This is a genomic window from Paenibacillus typhae, from assembly GCF_900099765.1.
GTDB lineage: Bacteria > Bacillota > Bacilli > Paenibacillales > Paenibacillaceae > Paenibacillus_AQ > Paenibacillus_AQ typhae.
Genome location: NZ_FNDX01000001.1, coordinates 245,086 through 262,300, shown reverse-complemented (window position 1 = coordinate 262,300; position 17,215 = coordinate 245,086). Strand labels below are relative to the sequence as shown.

11 protein-coding genes are annotated in these 17,215 nt (G+C 44.2%); 1 reads left to right on the top strand and 10 read right to left on the bottom strand.

Annotated elements, in window-relative coordinates; genetic code table 11:
• Window positions 1–5: 5 nt before the first annotated feature.
• From BLR64_RS01035 to BLR64_RS01000, 8 genes are all read right to left on the bottom strand, one after another.
• A complete protein-coding gene (locus BLR64_RS01035; protein WP_090711319.1) occupies window positions 6–2,174 on the bottom strand; it encodes an MMPL family transporter in 2,169 nt (722 codons plus the stop codon).
• A 228-nt stretch (window positions 2,175–2,402) separates the two neighbouring features.
• Window positions 2,403–3,161: an SDR family NAD(P)-dependent oxidoreductase gene (locus BLR64_RS01030; RefSeq protein WP_208607113.1), complete on the bottom strand. Its 759-nt coding sequence runs from the start codon at window positions 3,159–3,161 to the stop codon at window positions 2,403–2,405.
• A 129-nt stretch (window positions 3,162–3,290) separates the two neighbouring features.
• Window positions 3,291–4,010, bottom strand: coding sequence for a helix-turn-helix transcriptional regulator (locus BLR64_RS01025; RefSeq protein ID WP_167360568.1), 720 nt, complete (start codon window positions 4,008–4,010; stop codon window positions 3,291–3,293).
• Between the two features lie 54 nt (window positions 4,011–4,064).
• Entirely contained in the window at window positions 4,065–4,715 is a 651-nt protein-coding gene (locus BLR64_RS01020; RefSeq protein WP_090711553.1) for a response regulator, read from the bottom strand.
• Window positions 4,715–5,932, bottom strand: coding sequence for a sensor histidine kinase (locus tag BLR64_RS01015; RefSeq protein WP_090711313.1), 1,218 nt, complete (start codon window positions 5,930–5,932; stop codon window positions 4,715–4,717). The genes BLR64_RS01020 and BLR64_RS01015 overlap by 1 nt, the downstream gene beginning before the upstream one ends.
• A gap of 14 nt (window positions 5,933–5,946) precedes the next feature.
• Window positions 5,947–6,291 carry a hypothetical protein gene (locus BLR64_RS01010; RefSeq protein ID WP_090711311.1) on the bottom strand — a complete coding sequence of 115 codons (345 nt, stop codon included), beginning with the start codon at window positions 6,289–6,291 and terminating at the stop codon, window positions 5,947–5,949.
• Window positions 6,292–6,484: 193 nt separating this feature from the next.
• Window positions 6,485–7,915, bottom strand: a complete 1,431-nt coding sequence (locus BLR64_RS01005; protein WP_090711309.1) for an MFS transporter — start codon at window positions 7,913–7,915, stop codon at window positions 6,485–6,487.
• A 208-nt stretch (window positions 7,916–8,123) separates the two neighbouring features.
• Window positions 8,124–10,874, bottom strand: coding sequence for a glycoside hydrolase family 78 protein (locus BLR64_RS01000; protein ID WP_090711307.1), 2,751 nt, complete (start codon window positions 10,872–10,874; stop codon window positions 8,124–8,126).
• Between the two features lie 141 nt (window positions 10,875–11,015).
• Between BLR64_RS01000 and BLR64_RS00995 the strand changes: the two genes are divergently transcribed.
• The gene (locus tag BLR64_RS00995) at window positions 11,016–12,239 is read left to right on the top strand and encodes a helix-turn-helix domain-containing protein (RefSeq protein ID WP_090711306.1); all 1,224 of its coding nucleotides are present in this window, start codon (window positions 11,016–11,018) and stop codon (window positions 12,237–12,239) included.
• Between the two features lie 37 nt (window positions 12,240–12,276).
• On the opposite strand, the gene BLR64_RS00990 is transcribed toward BLR64_RS00995, so the two are convergent.
• Entirely contained in the window at window positions 12,277–14,523 is a 2,247-nt protein-coding gene (locus BLR64_RS00990) for a glycoside hydrolase family 3 C-terminal domain-containing protein (protein WP_090711304.1), read from the bottom strand.
• Between the two features lie 308 nt (window positions 14,524–14,831).
• Window positions 14,832–17,210: an alpha-L-rhamnosidase-related protein gene (locus tag BLR64_RS00985; RefSeq protein ID WP_090711303.1), complete on the bottom strand. Its 2,379-nt coding sequence runs from the start codon at window positions 17,208–17,210 to the stop codon at window positions 14,832–14,834.
• Window positions 17,211–17,215 lie beyond the last annotated feature (5 nt).

Genomic DNA, 17,215 nt, shown 5'->3' with positions numbered 1-17,215 from the left:
TTGCGCTAAGCAGCATTACGCTCCAGCTCTTTCATTACTGATTCACCTTCAATGTCAAGATTAGGCAAGATCCGGTCCAGCCACTTCGGCAAATACCATGCGGATTTACCCATCAGAGTCATAACAGCCGGAACGATGAGTAATCTTACTACAAAAGCATCAAAGAGAATACCAAACGCAAGTGCGAACCCCATCGACTTGATAATCGGATCTTCTGCCAGCATGAAGCCGGTAAATACGGAGATCATAATCAGACCCGCTGCCGTTACTACACCGCCACTGTGCCCCATTCCCGCCAGAACGGCTTGCTTGGCATCCCCTGTATGCTTGAATTCTTCACGCATCCGGCTAACGAGGAAGACCTCATAATCCATCGCAAGGCCGAACAGGATGCCTACAACAATGATGGGAAGAAAGTTTAGAACAGGACCTGCACCATAAAAGCCAAAGACGCTGCCCAGATGTCCATCCTGAATGACGAAGACGACAAATCCAAAGGTTGCGGCTAGGGACAGGATAAAACCTAACACTGCTTTAACCGGCACCAGCAGCGAACGGAATACAACCATCAGCAGGAGAAACGCCAGTCCGACGATGATAAGACAGAATTTAGGCAGCGCATCACTCAGGTTCTGGGAAATCTCAAGATTAACGGCTGTCCCGCCTGTGACCATAAATTCCACATGGTTCTTCTCTAGAATATCAGGAGCCTGATCTCTGATTGCATCTATAAGCTTAGTCGTTTCCTTATCATGCGGCCCCGTCGCCGGGATAATATTGATCAGTGCAACTTCTCCGGACGGTCCGGGAATAGCCGGTGATACCGTGCCTATATTGGGAATAGCCTCCAGGTTCTTTAGCCCGCTTGATACATTGGTCATGAAGTCTCCATCCCCTTCGGCAACGGCCAGAACAATGAGCGGACTGTGAAAGCCTTCGCCGTACCCTTCCGAGAGCAGGTCATAAGCCCGGCGCTCTGTTTTTTCCGTTGATTTCAGCCCGTCATCGGAACTCCCCAACTGCAGATGTGAGAAAGGCAAGGCGATTACACCCAGCAAGATCATTCCCAGAATAACTATCGTCCAAGGCTTACTTGTTACAAAATGCCCCAGACGGTTCCTGTTTGCGTTCATCCGTTTACGGGTCTTCAGCCACTTGTTTCCGCTTGAAGCAGTGACCTTGCTCCCTACTGCGCTGAGCACTGCAGGAACCAGGATGATCGAGGTGAGCATGGCTAACAATACACAGAATGCGCCAGCCAGCCCCATAGCTGTCAGAAACGGAATGTTCACGACGGCCAGACCTGCCAGTCCGATGATGACCGTTATGGCTGCGAAGACTACAGAGCTTCCTGCTGTCGCATTTGCGATAGCTATTGATTCCCGGCTGCTATAGCCCGCGGCCAATTGCTGACGGAACCTGGAGACAATGAAGAGCGCATAGTCTATGCCCACCGCCAGCCCAAGCATAGCTGCGAGCGCCATGGAGGTTGAGGGAATATCCAGCATATTGGAGCCGATCATTACACCGAGCAAGCCAATCCCAAGGCCTATCACTGCAGTTGCAATGGGCAATACTCCGAGCAGGAAGGAACTGAAGGTGATAGACAGAACCAAGAAAGCGATCAGTACACCAATGACTTCAGACGGACCCATGATTTTCATCTGGACGTAAGCAGAGCCAGTCAGTTCAGCTTGCCAGTCCGAGAATCGCATGCCTTCAGCAACAGCTGTTATATGTTCTCTGGAAGCTTCTGTGACTTCACCTGCAGGTATTTTATATGTGATGTCCATGTAGGCTATAGTCTTGTCTGCATTTAGTGACTGGTTATCGTAAGGACCCGCCACTGATTTCACTTGTGTATCTTCCACAATCTCTTTTAGTGTTTTCTGAATGACTGCCTGTGAGGTTTCTGAGGACAATGTCTGACCTTCAGGTGCTTTGATGACCAGTCGGGTTTGTCCCCCGTCTTCCTTCGGCCCGGCGAATTCCTTATTTAATAAATCAATCGCCGCTTGGGATTTAAGCCCCGGAATAGATGTGTTGTCATTGAACGCTGGTCCCAAGCTTAGCGCAAGTAGTGCAAATGCAACTAAAACTGCAAATCCCCCAAGCATGACCAGTTTTGCATTTCTTGCTGACCAATGACCTAAACGGTATAAATATTTTGCCATTTCGTGTCCTCCCGACATCCTATTGTTGTTTATTCTCTATGTATTTAGTTTATAGGAAAAGCTTCAAAGGCGAATCGTACCAAGGGGAAGGAATGGACATGTACCTTTGGGAAGAAAACGAACAGCATAACTCTTTAAGTGTATAATGAGCGTGCAATAAAAAAAGACATTATCCCGGCATATCCCAAAAGGGAATGTCCAGATAATGTCTATTTGAACAAATAATACTTACAAGGTTAAACCTCCATCGACAGCAATTATTGAACCCGTCATATAGCTGGATTGGCCGGATGCGAGCATTAATACGATCTCGGCAATTTCGGCAGGGTCTGCAAATCGCCCCATTCGCATATTAGGAAATTCCTCTGGAGTATATCCATTGTTTTGCATCATTGTCGGTACAGCTTGTGTAAGAGTGGTATCTACACCTCCTGGGCATATCGCATTTACTCTTACTCCCTTGCGTACATATTCTAGAGCAGCAGCCTTTGTCAATCCAATGACAGCGTGCTTACTGGCTGTATAGACCGACATACTATGTTCAGCGCGAAGCCCCGCGGTGGAGGCTGTATTTATTACCGAACCGAATCCTTGTTCAGCCATTATTTTTAATACATGTTTTAAGCCTAGAAAGACACCCCTAACATTAACATTAATTATGCGTTCATACTCTGATTCTTCGATATTTTCAAGCAAAGAGAACTTCTGTAATATTCCTGCGTTATTTACAAAGGCATCAATTCTCCCGTATTGTTCCATAGTTGTTTGAACATAGTTCAGAACATGCTCATTCCTTGAAACATCCGCTTGAATAAAGATGCCTTCTCCGCCTTCTTCTTTAATAAGACTAAGCGTTTCTTCCCCAGTCACAGAATTAAAGTCTACAACGCTTACCTTATAACCTGCTTTAGCGAGCTTAATGGATGAAGACCGGCCAATCCCGCTACCTGCTCCTGTAACAATAGCTACCTTTCCTTCTAGCTTAATCGAACCTTCATAATCGCTCATAATGAGTTCCTCCATCGAATGATTTTGCGGGATCCAGCAATCCACTCAATAAGTTTACAAATCATTATGTTCGAGAACTATGTGGAAATGCGACATCTTAAGCTTATCTCAATAACTCAGCTTGCGGAATGCTCCAGGGGTCATTCCACAATACTGATGAAACAATTGATAAAAATGATACATATCATGGATTCCTACCAAATTCGCTATTTTTTCAATACTTATAGTAGAGTAACTCAGTAACCCGCAGCTATGACGAATTCTTGTCTCCATCAGCAATTGCTTATAAGATTTCCCGGTCAGATTTTTGAAATTACGCTGAAAATGCCGTGTACTCATGTGTAATTGTTCACTGATGTGATGAACCGGAACCGAATCCTTAAACTGGCAAGCAATATGATGGAGGGGTTTGTACAAAGGATCTCCACTGTTCTCAAATTCTACTAAATTTGCCTTCATCGGTTTAGACAAAAGAAAATCAGTGAAATATTTCCACACCTCCAGAAGCCTCTTCTCCGCATAGCTAAATGGCTTTCCATATAATGAATAAGTAGCTTTGAAAAATTGAATGAATTCTTTACGATAACTTTGGTTTACTGACCATTTCATTGGAAGATGGGGAACAGCCTTATCTTTCCCGCAATCCAGATAGATATAGCGCAGTACTGATTTTTGCTGATGAATTTCCATTTCTAAAAGATCCGCTTCAGTTGCACGGGTGATGAATAAATCACCCGGCATAGCTTGTCTTTCAGCATACCCTAAATGTTGTAAGCCAGTACCCTCCACGATAAAAGTAATGACTACGTAAGGCGGTAGTTTATACACGGCTGTCCCCCGAATCATTAAGTAAGTTGCGATTTATGAAATCTTACGGGCTGACTAGATATGAAGAATACCTAGTTCTAAGGCGGTAACTACCGCCTGGGAACGTGAGTCTACTCCAAGCTTACTGTAGATATTGGTCAAATGCGACTTAATTGTCCGCTCCGTAACGCCCATATCAAAGGCAATTTCTTTACTTTTAAACCCACGTGCTACCATTTGTAAGATGATCGTTTCTTTATCAGTCAGGTAGACATGCCCTTCCTCTTTAGCCTCCGGCTTCTCCAACCTTTCTTTGGCAGCTAATACTTTCGTCAAAATATCAGCCTGCAAAAGGGTGCTGCCCCGTATTGCCGATTCGATCGTCCGGAATAAATCTTCCCTGCTTGTATCTTTTAATAAGTATCCTTTCGCTCCAAGCGCCAGTGCGTTTACCATTAGATCATCTTCATTGTAGGTTGTTAATATAATAATCGGTACAACAGATTGCGCAGCATTTAAAGCCTTCAATGTATCCAGTCCACTCATTACCGGCATATTCAAATCCAGTAAAATCACGTCAGGTACAAGTGTTTTAATTAAACTAAGTGCAATCTCGCCATTCTCTGCTTCACCGACAATACTAAAACGCTTATCGGTCTCCAAAATCATTTTCAATCCTTCCCGTACTACTAAGTGATCATCAACGATGAGTATTTTATATGGAATCATATCCCGTCTCCTTTATTAACCGGAGCTTCTATTTGAATTCGTGTACCACTTGATAGGCTCTTGATTGTGATTTCCCCGCCGATTAAGCGCACTCGTTCATACAATCCCAGTAGGCCATAATGCCCGGTTTTTTTTCCAATAACATTTGTATCGAATCCTACCCCGTTGTCTTTAATTTCGATCTGAATGCGGTTATTCTGCTCTTGAACATTTATCCATACCTTATCTGCTTTCGCATGCTTTGCCACATTCATCAAGCATTCACTGATGATTTGCAGACTATGCTCCTTCAACGTTCCCGTCATAACTGAAGCAATTTTTAGTTGTTGCATGACATCAATGCCTGTCGCTTGATTAAATCTATGCACTTCATCCCTAACCGCCTCTTCAAAATCCGTTTTGGAAACAGACTTTGCCCGTAAATTATCTATTGCAAGACGCGCTTCTGCAAGTGTCCGCCGTGCTTGACTCATGGAGACCCCGACAAATTCTTGTGCCCGTTGGATGTTTCCTTGAGTGATATGGGCATTAACAGCCTCCAATTGCATTATAAGCCCCGCAACTCCCTGGGCCAAAGTATCATGAAGATCACGTGCCAGACGCTGGCGTTCATTTGCAAGTGTGAGTTCCTCAACCTTTTTGTGTGCCTTTTCCAGATCCTCCAGAAAGATTTGGGTACGTATCCGGGCATGTACCTGTTGAAAAAACATCGAGGCGTATGCCCCCACAACAATCAGCATTAACAGAAACAACAGGACTAAAAGTACAAGGTCATATTCATCTCCTACATAAATGATGGTGTAGAAGAACATTGAAATGCAATATAAACTAACAAGCGCTATTTTTCGCCTTTGATAGAACAACCCTATGCTTTGACCGATTAATACAGGGAACAAGCCGATTATAACCGCAGGCGAGCTATCCGGCATTAGTAAAGCACATGTAAAAATCAACAATCCTTGAATGATAAAGTAAAGCCACGCTTTGCTTAAGGATATTCTATATAGGCTCCAATGAAGAGTAGCATGAACAATATAAACTATAGTAAAGAGCAAAGCATTAAGCAAAGTAAGCTCGCCGATGCTTTGCAGGATCATTGAAGCTGCATAGACCAAAGAAACCCAAATCAGTACAGGGATTCTGGCAACCATCAATTCATCTATTCTTAGCTTTTGAAGTTCATTTTTAGTTTTGAATAAATGCATAGTTCTCATTCCATTCCTCCAAGTTAATCTTTACTTTTATCAAATGACCTTCTCCGAAGGATCAGTCTTAGTATTCTTGTGGAACAAAAATAACCAACCAATAATATGGCGCCAGTATAAAATGTAGCCCGAATTTTCTGGTTTCTGTCAATTTTCCGCTTTTCTACTTCTTGTAGTGAAATTAGAGCTTCCGACAATTCTTGACTTTGCCTAACATTGTCAGCTAAGAGTTTTTCATTCTGTTTTTGCAAATCCTCTGCCAGCTTTTGTGTTTCAAGCAGTTTGTCCTTTGTTTCTTGAAAGTCTTCCTGCAAATCATTAACTTTACCTGGTAGTTCGGTTAGCAGACCTTCATTCTCAGGAATCATTTACTCGAATTGTACTATAATTCAACAATTATTGAATCGTACGAAAGGGAAATGGCGGAGGTACGAAAGGGCAATTGCCTCTTTCAACCTTTACGTGCGGGTCAAAATAAAAGAAAATATGGCCTTATTCCATAGTACCGATTGGAATAAGACCATAACCCCATTAATTTTACAAGAGTTGTTAATATTTAATTTAATGTAAATTACGACGTTCTTCCAATTCTTTTACGATTTGAGGATATTTCGCATCTAAGTCATACTTGCGCAGGCAGATATACGTAAGCACGAATATTGCCAAGGGAAGATATACAGTAAGAACAAGAATACTGGTTATTGCAGAATCAGGCTGAGTGGTTAATGTTCCATCATAATCACCCATAGCTAATATCCAACCTATCATGGCTGCTGCTAAACCCATACCAATTTTAACGCCAAAGCTGTTTGCACTGTTTACCATTCCCACAAGACGCTTACCTGTCTTCCATTCACCGTATTCGACAGTGTTATTTACCAGCACTCCGCCCACAGCCATCATTGGTATTGTAGCTAGAGTTGATATTCCACCAAGCACTAAAGCAGCGACAAAACTATATGGCATGAAGCAACGGATAAGCGAGGCAGCGATTCCGAAAATCAGGCCAATACGTGCTGTTTTTGAAAGACCGAACTTTTTAATCATTGGCCCAACGAGAACGAAACCCAAAAATACCGGAATCAAACCAATCGCACCCATTATTCCTATTAGATCCTCGTTACCCAAAATGTATTTGGTGTAATATATCCCTGTTGACCCGTTAAGCGTATACATCATATTGATAAATAATTGAGCGAACAACATAATGACCCAATATTTGTTCTTGAACAGGAGCTTGATACTTTCCCAGAAAGGAACGTTATCGCTTTCAACCAAATTCACACCAGTATTGTTCTCTTTTGAGGCAAGAAAAGTCATAACCAGGGCAATAGAAGATACTACTCCAAGTACAACTGCAACCGTAACCCAGGCCATCTGATCCCCACCTAGAATATTGGTAACCGGGATTAATACAATGGATATTATCATCCCAATAATATATCCGAAGATTGTACGAGTAAGGCCCATTTTTCCGCGTTCTTCTGTGCTTTTAGTGCGAATGGCCATTAAGCTACCAAAAGGGATTGCTATACCTGTGTATACTATAGCAGAAGCGAATACTACTGTAGCCAGGGCATAGATTGTTTTCACATTGGAAGATGCTTCAGCCGGTACAGTAAACAGCAAAATTATTGCTGCAAGAGCCGGAAGAGCCATCCACAGAATCCAAGGCCGAGCTTTCCCGTACTTAGATTTTGTTACATCCACTACTCTTCCCATTAGTAAGTCCGCTATTGCATTAATAAACTTTGTGATCAGCATAATGGTACCTACCGTTGCTGCTGCAATACCTACCTTGTCGGTATAAAAATAAGTTAACATGCCAATTAATCCGTTAATGGAGTTAAGCGCAATTTGTGCTGCACCGTCACCTAAATAATGATGAAGCCTCATTGTTTTTTGAATGCCTTGGGCGTCAGTACCCAATTCTTTGGTCTTCTTGCTTGGTCTTACAACTGGTGGAGTGTAAAGATCCTGTTCTGCTTTCATTTTTTCTTCCTCCCTGTTCTGTCGCTTCATGTTACCGCTTTCTACATTATTTTAGTCTGCAATTATGATTAATTATGGTATCTTGATTTCAATTTTAGTAATCTGATTGTATTCCTCATAATATTTTAAAAGCGCTTCCATTTTGATGATTACCAATTCACTCCTAGACAAAAAAGGCATTGCAGTTATTCTGCAACGCCTTCTTGTTTTAAGAAATCGTCTCCTGCTCTTTTGGGTTATTCAAAGTTTTAAGAAGCAGCTTAAACAACTCTCCAGTTTCCTCAGGGGTATTGGTCAACAATTCGCTTATAGAAAAATCATACGCATATTGAATCATTGGATGGTCCAGCATACCGGGTGCATGTTCTTCAATAATCTGAAGAGCTATCGGCTCTTCGATTACTTCCTTAAGCGTGGAGTCCAAGGTAAACCGCTCTATGTCCAGGTTGGTTTGTGTAGGATATCTAAAGCAGTAATCTCCAGAACCGACTTCAATCGGGTCTTCTTGCTCAGGCAGTTTAATGACCGCAGTAGTATTGGCAGGGATCGTCACATTGACGATAATTTCTCCATTCCTGCAAGACCATGAGCTCTTGATTTCTCCATATACCGAATGATAGCTAGCTTCTACCACACTTATCCCCTTTATGAACTGAGGATGTATCAGAATCTTCTTAAATCCGGGTTCGATTTGATTAATACCAGCCAGCTTCCTGTACATCCATTCTCCAATCGAACCATACGCATAATGATTTAAAGAGTTCATGCCTGATGTATCGAAATCTCCATTCGGGAGAATGGAGTTCCACCGTTCCCAGATGGTTGTAGCTCCCTTCTTAACTGCGTACAGCCAGGACGGAAAATCTTCTTTCAGGAACAAGATACCTGCAAGCTCATGCATTTGATTCTCAGATAATACATGACACAGATATGGAGTGCCTACAAAGCCGGTGGTAAGGTGATTCTTATGCTGGGCAATATTTGACTCCAGGGTTTTGCGGATTCTCTCTCTGTGCTTGTCATCCACCAGATTGAAATGAAGAGCTAATACGCAAGCCGTTTGAGTTTCGCTGACTAACCTGCCAGTTGCGGAAATATACTCTTCCTGGAAGGCTGATTTGATCTGGCTATAAAGAGTTTCGTATTTGGAGGCATCATCAGATTTATTTAGCAACTTGGCAGTCTTGGCAACCAGTTCTGTGGAGTAAGCATAATAAGCATTAGCCACTAGATAAACATCCGTAGCCCCGGTTCTCTCATTACTAATCTCTTCCTTATCTAGTCCGAGCCAGTCTCCGTATTGAAATCCCGTCTGCCAAAGCCCATTAACACCACAACGTACGGTAATATAATCAACCCATCCCTTCATGCTGTCATACTGTTGCTCTAGCAGCTTGAGGTCACCATACATTTGATACATTACCCAGGGAATAATAACTGCAGCATCGCTCCAAGCAGCAGCCCCCTCCTGATTCCCAAGAATATTAGGAATTACATGTGGAACCCCATATTCTTCAGTTTGCTCAGAAGCAAGGTCACGCAGCCATTTCGTAAAGAAGGTGGCCACATTCATGTTAAAGGCAGCCGTTCCGGCAAACACCTGAGCATCGCCTGTCCAGCCAAGACGTTCATCTCTTTGCGGGCAGTCTGTGGGAATATCAAGGAAATTACCGCGCTGGCTCCATTGAATATTACTAAATAACTGATTAACCATTTCATTGGAGGTTGTCAAGCTGCCTGTTTCCTCCAGATGTGAATGCAGCACGCAGGCGGTGAACAGCTCCGGCTGAATGATCTCTAATCCTTCTACCGCGATGTAACGGAACCCATGAAAAGTAAAATGCGGCCGGAAGATTTGTTCTTTCCCGTTACAAATAAAACGGTCAACAGATATAGCTTGCCGCAACGTCTCAGGGTACAAGTTCCCTTCTTTATCGAGTACCTCGGCATGCCGGATGGTAATGACCTGGCCCTCACGCCCGGTAATCTGCAGCTCTACAAATCCGGTCAGAATCTGTCCGAAATCAATAACCTGCTCTCCCTTGGGTGTTGTAAAGAACTTCACTGCGGACAGCCTTCTGGTAATGCTGACCGGTTCACTTTCCTGGGCGACAAGACGCTCATTATTATACGAGAAAGGGACCACATCATACAGAGTATCGTCCACATAACAGGAGTCGTAGGTCTCTCCCATATAGATTTCGCTGGAGCGGATCGGTCCCTTCGTCACCTTCCAGCTGTCATCTGTCACAATCACTTCTTTCGATCCGTCTGTATAGACGATGTGCAGTTCGGCGATAGTGGCCACTCTGTCCCCGTAATGATTCGGCGTACAGGTGAAACCAAAGATCCCCTTATACCATCCATTTCCAACTGTAATCTCTATTTTATTTTGCTGCTCCAGTAATCCGTCTAAGTTATAGGTCTGATATTGCAATCGCTCATTGTAATTAGTCCAGCCAGGAGCAAAATAATGATCCCCTACCCGATTCCCATTAATAGAAATTTCATAAACTCCTAATGAGGATGCATAGACACGGGCTGACAGTATATCCTTTTCCACAGTAAAGAGCTTTTGGAAAACGGGAGGTGCAGTTTCATCATCCGGGAAGGTATGCGTAATCCAATCTGCTGTAAAGTTACTTCCCTTCAGAAGACCTGTTTCGAAATGGCCTGCAATGCTTGCCTGATTGCCTTGATTATCCCAAACGGTGACATGAATCTGATACAAAGTAGAGGCCTGAAGCGGAAGTCCCGCATACTCTACCAGAATTGAAGTGTCCGCCTCCACCTTACCTGAATTCCAAACCTCTTGCGTATCCGTGGTAACAGCAATCTGATATGCAGCCTGCATGACTCCTTGCCCTGAAGAAACTAAATGCCAGGAGAAGCGCGGGTTTGTTATATCCAAGCCAAGAGGATTGTCCATGTATTCAATGCGAAGATTCTTTAACTCCATCTGTATCCACCTTTCAAATAAGTCCGGAAATTTTATGATACCGCTTACTAATGTTATTGTAATGAAATAGCAGTGATTATTATGGTATTATGATTGTAAATTTAGAACTTTAATACTTTTGTATACATTAAGGAGACTTATATGGAGCAAAGTGTTGAAAGCAATTGCAAGCTCATATCCGGGCTTTTTGAGATGTCCGTGTTTTTTATTGACCCTGCCGGTGACGTCCTTGTTGAATGCTTGGATGATCGGATCTTAAATCCTCTATATGGAAACGATAAACAATTATTCTTTAATGTTTTGGAATTAGATCCTGCTATTTGTAGAGAGAGCCCTGTCATTAGAAAAACGCTCTTTTTTGAAAATTACATATCCATGAGTGTGGTGAGTAACCAGGGTTTTGAAGGAACCATTATTGTCGGCCCCTCCTTGCCCTTCACACTATTCGAACATAAAATAAACGGGCTAATCAACGATACGAATCTCTTCGCCAACCGGGAGCAAGTCTTTCACTATTATCAGTCTCTTCCTGTCATTACCTACGAGAGGCTGGTGAACATTGCCGTTCTGATCTATCAAATGTTTCATGGCGAGCTAATTGCAGCCGACAGAATACAAGATCAACAACAGGAAGTGCAGGTTGACGAAGACAAGATGCCAGATACCCTCCGTTCTGAAAAAAACGATGAATTGACACCTCATCATGATCCTCTTCAAGAAAAGAAATTGTTAACGATTATTAGAGAAGGCCAAACCGAAGCGCTTAAGCATTTCACGCAACTTGGTAAGGAAAATACGGGGATTCTATCCAGATCCAGCCACATCCGCTCCAAAAAAAATCTTGCCATTATAGGCATTGCTCTAGCTGCCAGAGCTGCGATAGAGGGAGGGCTTCATTCAGAAATTGCCTTTTCGGTAAGCGATCTGTACATTCAACGCCTGGAGGATTTGCGGACGGATAAAGAAATTGATCAGTTATGTTTAGTTGCATTTTTTACGTTGACCGAAAAAGTAGCTCAGGTTAAGGACGCCCGGTATTCTAAAACCGTTACCCTTTGCAAAAATTATATTTATGACCAGCGATTCTCCAGGATCACACATGAGTCCATTGCCGATCATGCCGGAATCAGCCCGAATTATCTGTCGGTTATATTTAAGAAGGAGACAGGTGTGCCGGTTAACGAGTATATCCAGCAGATTAAAATCGAAGAAGCCAAAAATATGATTATGTTCTCGGATACACCTCTGTCCGAAATCGGATCACTACTGAGCTTTTCTGATCAGAGCTACTTTACTAAAATTTTCAAAAAGCATACGGGTCTAACACCGAAACAGTATCAGCAAACACAACACTTAAGCCAATAAGCCCGGTAGAACCGGGCTTATTGGACTTATACTTGAATTAGTTATTCACAGCGGCAAGAATGCTCTGAAGTGTCTCTTCAGTGAATAGCCCGTTACTCATCATGGACGCGTTATGCAAAGAGGTGTTCAGAATTAATTCGTCCATCCCTTCACCAAGAGTATTGTCTGTAGCTTCATGTTGTCCTATTGCTTCCATAATTGAAGCGCCAAGGGGATGTTGAAGCAGGTCCGCAAAGGTAGAATGCCTTGTGATGGTTTGGATCAGAACAGTACTCGATTCCACTGCTACCGTGTCTCTAAGTTCGATATTTCTGGAAGAGCTGCCGATGAGAATTTCGAATTCCCCCGTTTCAACAATCCAATCCTGATGTTTGGTATCGTAATACGCAAAGGATCGTTTATCCAGCTCGAATTGCACGGTTGTCTCTTCTCCAGGTTGAAGCGAAACCTTGGCATAGCCTTTTAACTCCTTGCTTGGGCGGGGGAGTGTTGATTCAATATCACGTACATATAACTGAATGACCTCTTTTCCAGCCATACGTCCAATGTTCCGAATTTTTGCTGTGACGTTCAAACGGTCTGTGTCCTGAATTGTTTTATGACTGAGCTGAAGACCGGTATACTCATACTGCGTATAGCTTAAGCCGAAGCCGAAGGGAAATAGCGGTTCAACATCTCTGGTGTCGTAGTGGCGGTAGCCGACGAATATGCCTTCTCTGTATTCCGCTGTCTCCCCATCCCCCGGGAAGTTCAAGTAGGACGGGTTGTGAATTAGCTTTTTAGGGAAGGTCTCAGCCAGTTTGCCGCTCGGATTGACAAGCCCATAGAGCAGATCAGCTACGGCTCCTCCGGAGGCCTGTCCGCCTAAATACGCCTCGAGCACAGCCTTAACGTTATCCAGCCAAGGCATTTCAAGCGGTCCTCCGTTACTGAGTACAACTACAACATTGGCTTGTTCCGCAGCAACAGCTTCAATCAGCCGCCGCTGGTTATCCGGCAACTGAAGATGTTTGCGGTCAAACCCTTCCGATTCATAACGTTCAGGCAGACCGGCAACAATCACGGCAACCTGCGACTGTCTCGCCGCTTCTACCGCCTCCTGAATAAGCTCTTCGTCGATCGTATCGGTATCCAGCGGATAGCCGGCCGCATACCTTATACGGGCATCTGCTCCGGCAATCTTAACCAATTCTTCATATACCGTATCAAGCCTTGTAGGAAGAATGTGGGAGCTTCCCCCACCCTGGTAACGCGGCTTCCGGGCAAAAGCACCGATAACCGCAACTGAATCCTTAATTCCGATAGGAAGGATATCCCCTTCATTCTTGAGCAATACCATACATTCTCCGGCAATTTCGCGGGCCTTAAGATGTTGGACCTCATGATCAACGGTACCCTTCTCTTTCCGGTTGTCGATAGCTTTGAAGATAAGCGTTAAAATTCTGTCTACAGACTGATCCAGCGCAGCTTCACTCAGTCTGCCGGATTGGACAGCATCAATGATCTTCTTGCTGCCGACTCCGTTACTGGATGGCATTTCAAGATCCATACCGGCAGCAACGCCCAGGTCCCGCTCGTTGACGGCTCCCCAGTCCGAGATCACTGCACCCTCAAAGCCCCATTCTTCACGGAGGATATTTGTTAATAAACGGGTGTTCTCAGAACAATACTCCCCATTCACTTTGTTGTACGCAGCCATGACCGTCCATGGCTGGCCTTGTTTAATGGCATATTCAAAGCTGGCGAGATAAATCTCCCGCAAGGTTCGTTCGTCCACCTGGGCGTCGACAGACATTCTTTTATATTCCTGATTGTTTACGGCAAAATGCTTAATGGAGGTTCCAACGCCCTGACTCTGTACACCTTGTATATAACTGGCTGCCAGCGTTCCTGATAAATACGGGTCTTCTGATAAATATTCAAAGTTCCGGCCACATAATGGGGAGCGCTTAATGTTCACTCCCGGTCCCAGAACAATCGATACATCCGCAGCTGACGCTTCAAGTCCAATCATAGAGCCCATTTTCTCCGCGAGCCCGGTATTCCAAGAGGAGGCAAGGCCGCTTCCGGTAGGATAGCAGGTGGCAGGAATACTTTGGTTCAAGCCAAGGTGGTCAACCTCTCCTTCTTGCTTCCGAAGTCCATGGGGGCCATCTGTCATCATAATTGAAGGTATTCCAAGACGCTCGATGGGTATGGTGTTCCAGAAATCTTGTCCAGAGCAGATTGCTGCTTTTTCTTCCAAGGTCATTTGACTGATAATTTCTTGTATATTACGCTCCATGTGCTCTCCTCCAATGGTATTCAAATCCAATGATATCGCTTACTTTTTTAGAATAAATCAATTCCTTCGAATTATATGGTAATTTGATACCTTTTTTAGAACTTTTGTATTGCATCGTTAATTTGCAGAATACATTTCCGATTTTGCAACTCTTCATTAATGTTCCTTATCATTTTTGTATGCACTTCGATTTTTTTAGAATAGTTATTACATTATAAAGAAGACTTCCTGAATGATTCCAATTCAGAAAGTCTCCGTTATTTATTCTACATATTCGATTTCACTCTAATGATCGTCATCTTTTTAGATCAGTTATGTCCGTACAAATTTTGTCTGCTGATGATAGTACTGTAATATCCACTATTTTCTCCTCTGACAGTTTGTCCATCCGGCAATATTATTGTGCAGGAAATCTGCTTAGGCCAAGATGCAATGAAGCAGAAAGACGAATCAATTAGCTTCCATTCTACAGAGACGATTCCCTTGGATGTCATTACACAGCCTTCCGCCCGCTTAAGCCTCCCGATTCTTGGACGGATCCGAATCTCTTCGCATCCGGGAGCAACAATTTGAACTCCGAGTGTCTCTGTTGCATACTCGTATATTGGAACTGAACCCCATGCATGAGCATCACTGCGTTTGCTGACCGTATCCTCCATCCATGTTGTTAAACCGTCGCTTGCCATCTGACGCCAAGGTGCCAGTAAGTCATGTACTTTGTCATATAAGCCGACTACAGCAAGAGCACGGAACAGATAGATGGCCATTGCAAAGGAACAGGGCACAAAATCAGGATTCTCTATTGATAACTTCATCGCCTGCTGTGCTCTCTCCCCTGACATAGTTCCGCTTAGAACTGCCCAAATCTGCGTATGCTGGCTGTATGCCTCGACCCCGGGGCCATCAGTCAGACAGCCGGGATAAGTTAATGAGCTGCAGTGCTCCTTTACCGCGGTCTGCATTTGAACAGCACGGGTCCGGTATTCTTCGGCAATGCCAGATTTGCCGGCATAAGCTGCCAGTTCAGCTGCTTTCTGCAAAGCATACGTATACATCAGACAATAGACTGTCAGAGCGCCTTGCTTGGCTGCTCCAGGAACGCCGTAATCCTCTCTCCATTCTTCAGCCCAGTCAACAAAAGACCAGTATCTTGGATTCATAGTGCCGACCAGACCTCTCTCATCAATCGTTCGATGGAAGTAACCCAGTACAGCTTCTACCCCCGGGAGGTATCTTTCGATGAGCGCACGGTCTCCGGCAAACATCATATGATCATGCAGCATAAGGATCCAGTATAGAGAGAATCCCGGGATAACCTGTGATTCAACGGATGGATAACGGGATTGTGTTAACCCCTCCGGAAGCAATGAGCTGTAAAAATCGTATAAGGTTCGTCGTGCCATCCGGTCATCACCGGATACAAGATAGGTGAACTGGATTTGAGATCGTGTATCCATGACATATTGCAGCTGCTCGTAGTACGGACAATCTTCGTAGGTTTCATGCATGCAGCGCTTGAGTGTCCTGACACTGATATCCCACAAGTCAGTCTCCTGCGGATCAGAGGAAGTATACGCAGCCGCAACGTTAAGCGGATAGCCCGTTTCCCGGTAGGCAAATCGATGAAGAACCATACCTTCATCACCGGTCTCCATTTCTAATCTGACATAGCGGAACGTCCGGAACCAAAATGGCTCGTAACATTCAAATGGCTGAATGCTGCCTGCAGGCCGATAGATATCCACATCCCCATATAAATCTCCGTTAACGCTGTCCGTCCTAATTCCTTTATCCCGAATCCAAGGCACAATAATAGGCGGTTTCTCGTAACATTCGGCACAAATCAGCCGTATATTACTGCCTTGTCCCCCGCTCATTACCAGCTCCAGATAACCCGTAGTTAACTCACCGGCATCGAAGTCTATCGAAATGCTTTTACCCGGTTCAATTAAGAGTGGTTGGTCGTTCGTTATTAGCCCCTGCCAGTCCAGTTCGCCAGCTTCTGCCGCAAGCCGGCTGACTCCGGTAAACCGTCTCTCTGCTTCATAGAGGTGTGGAATTGGACGTTCCCTTAGCTCCCAAGGCTTAAGCCCTCCATGCACGATGTCAAACTGGTATACTGCAGCCTCTTCCCACTGCTCCGATCGATAAGCTGCCCCGGTCCAACCGAAGGGCCTTATGGACCCGTTAACAGTTTCAGTAATACCAAGAAATTGTGTGTATACACCTTGAGATAATGAAATGGATTCATCCTTCATACACTGCCAGGAAGCGTCTGTATGTGAATTAATGATTACCTTATTCTGCTCATCAAGAATTGCTGCGTGAACATAAAGACCAGGTAAACGCGTTCTCCATACAGAAGCATTCCCTCCTCCCTCATAGGGCAACCGGAGAACCTGAACGGCTATTACATTAGTCCCCTCAGTCAGATATTCTCCGATTTCAACTTCCTCATAGTACCATGTGAAACGGTCTCCTTTGCAAGGACCGCGGCTTACAGAAACGCCGTTTACAAAAAGGCGGTAACGGCTGTCAGCCGAAATACGAAGAGGACAGGTATACGAACCCTGTTTAACCTCAAATACTTTGCGGAAATAAACAAACCTGCCCGCCTCGCTCTCGTCTTCCGTTTTCCATTCAGGATACCATATCCAACTTGCCTCTTCTTCCCATTTTGGACGCATTGCTT

Coding starts and splice junctions, on each gene's coding strand:
- BLR64_RS00985 (WP_090711303.1), bottom strand. CDS start 17,210: ATGCGTCCAAAATGGGAAGAAGAGGCAAGTTGGATATGGTATCCTGAA.
- BLR64_RS01035 (WP_090711319.1), bottom strand. CDS start 2,174: ATGGCAAAATATTTATACCGTTTAGGTCATTGGTCAGCAAGAAATGCA.
- BLR64_RS01005 (WP_090711309.1), bottom strand. CDS start 7,915: ATGAAAGCAGAACAGGATCTTTACACTCCACCAGTTGTAAGACCAAGC.
- BLR64_RS00990 (WP_090711304.1), bottom strand. CDS start 14,523: ATGGAGCGTAATATACAAGAAATTATCAGTCAAATGACCTTGGAAGAA.
- BLR64_RS01000 (WP_090711307.1), bottom strand. CDS start 10,874: ATGGAGTTAAAGAATCTTCGCATTGAATACATGGACAATCCTCTTGGC.
- BLR64_RS00995 (WP_090711306.1), top strand. CDS start 11,016: ATGGAGCAAAGTGTTGAAAGCAATTGCAAGCTCATATCCGGGCTTTTT.
- BLR64_RS01015 (WP_090711313.1), bottom strand. CDS start 5,932: ATGAGAACTATGCATTTATTCAAAACTAAAAATGAACTTCAAAAGCTA.
- BLR64_RS01010 (WP_090711311.1), bottom strand. CDS start 6,291: ATGATTCCTGAGAATGAAGGTCTGCTAACCGAACTACCAGGTAAAGTT.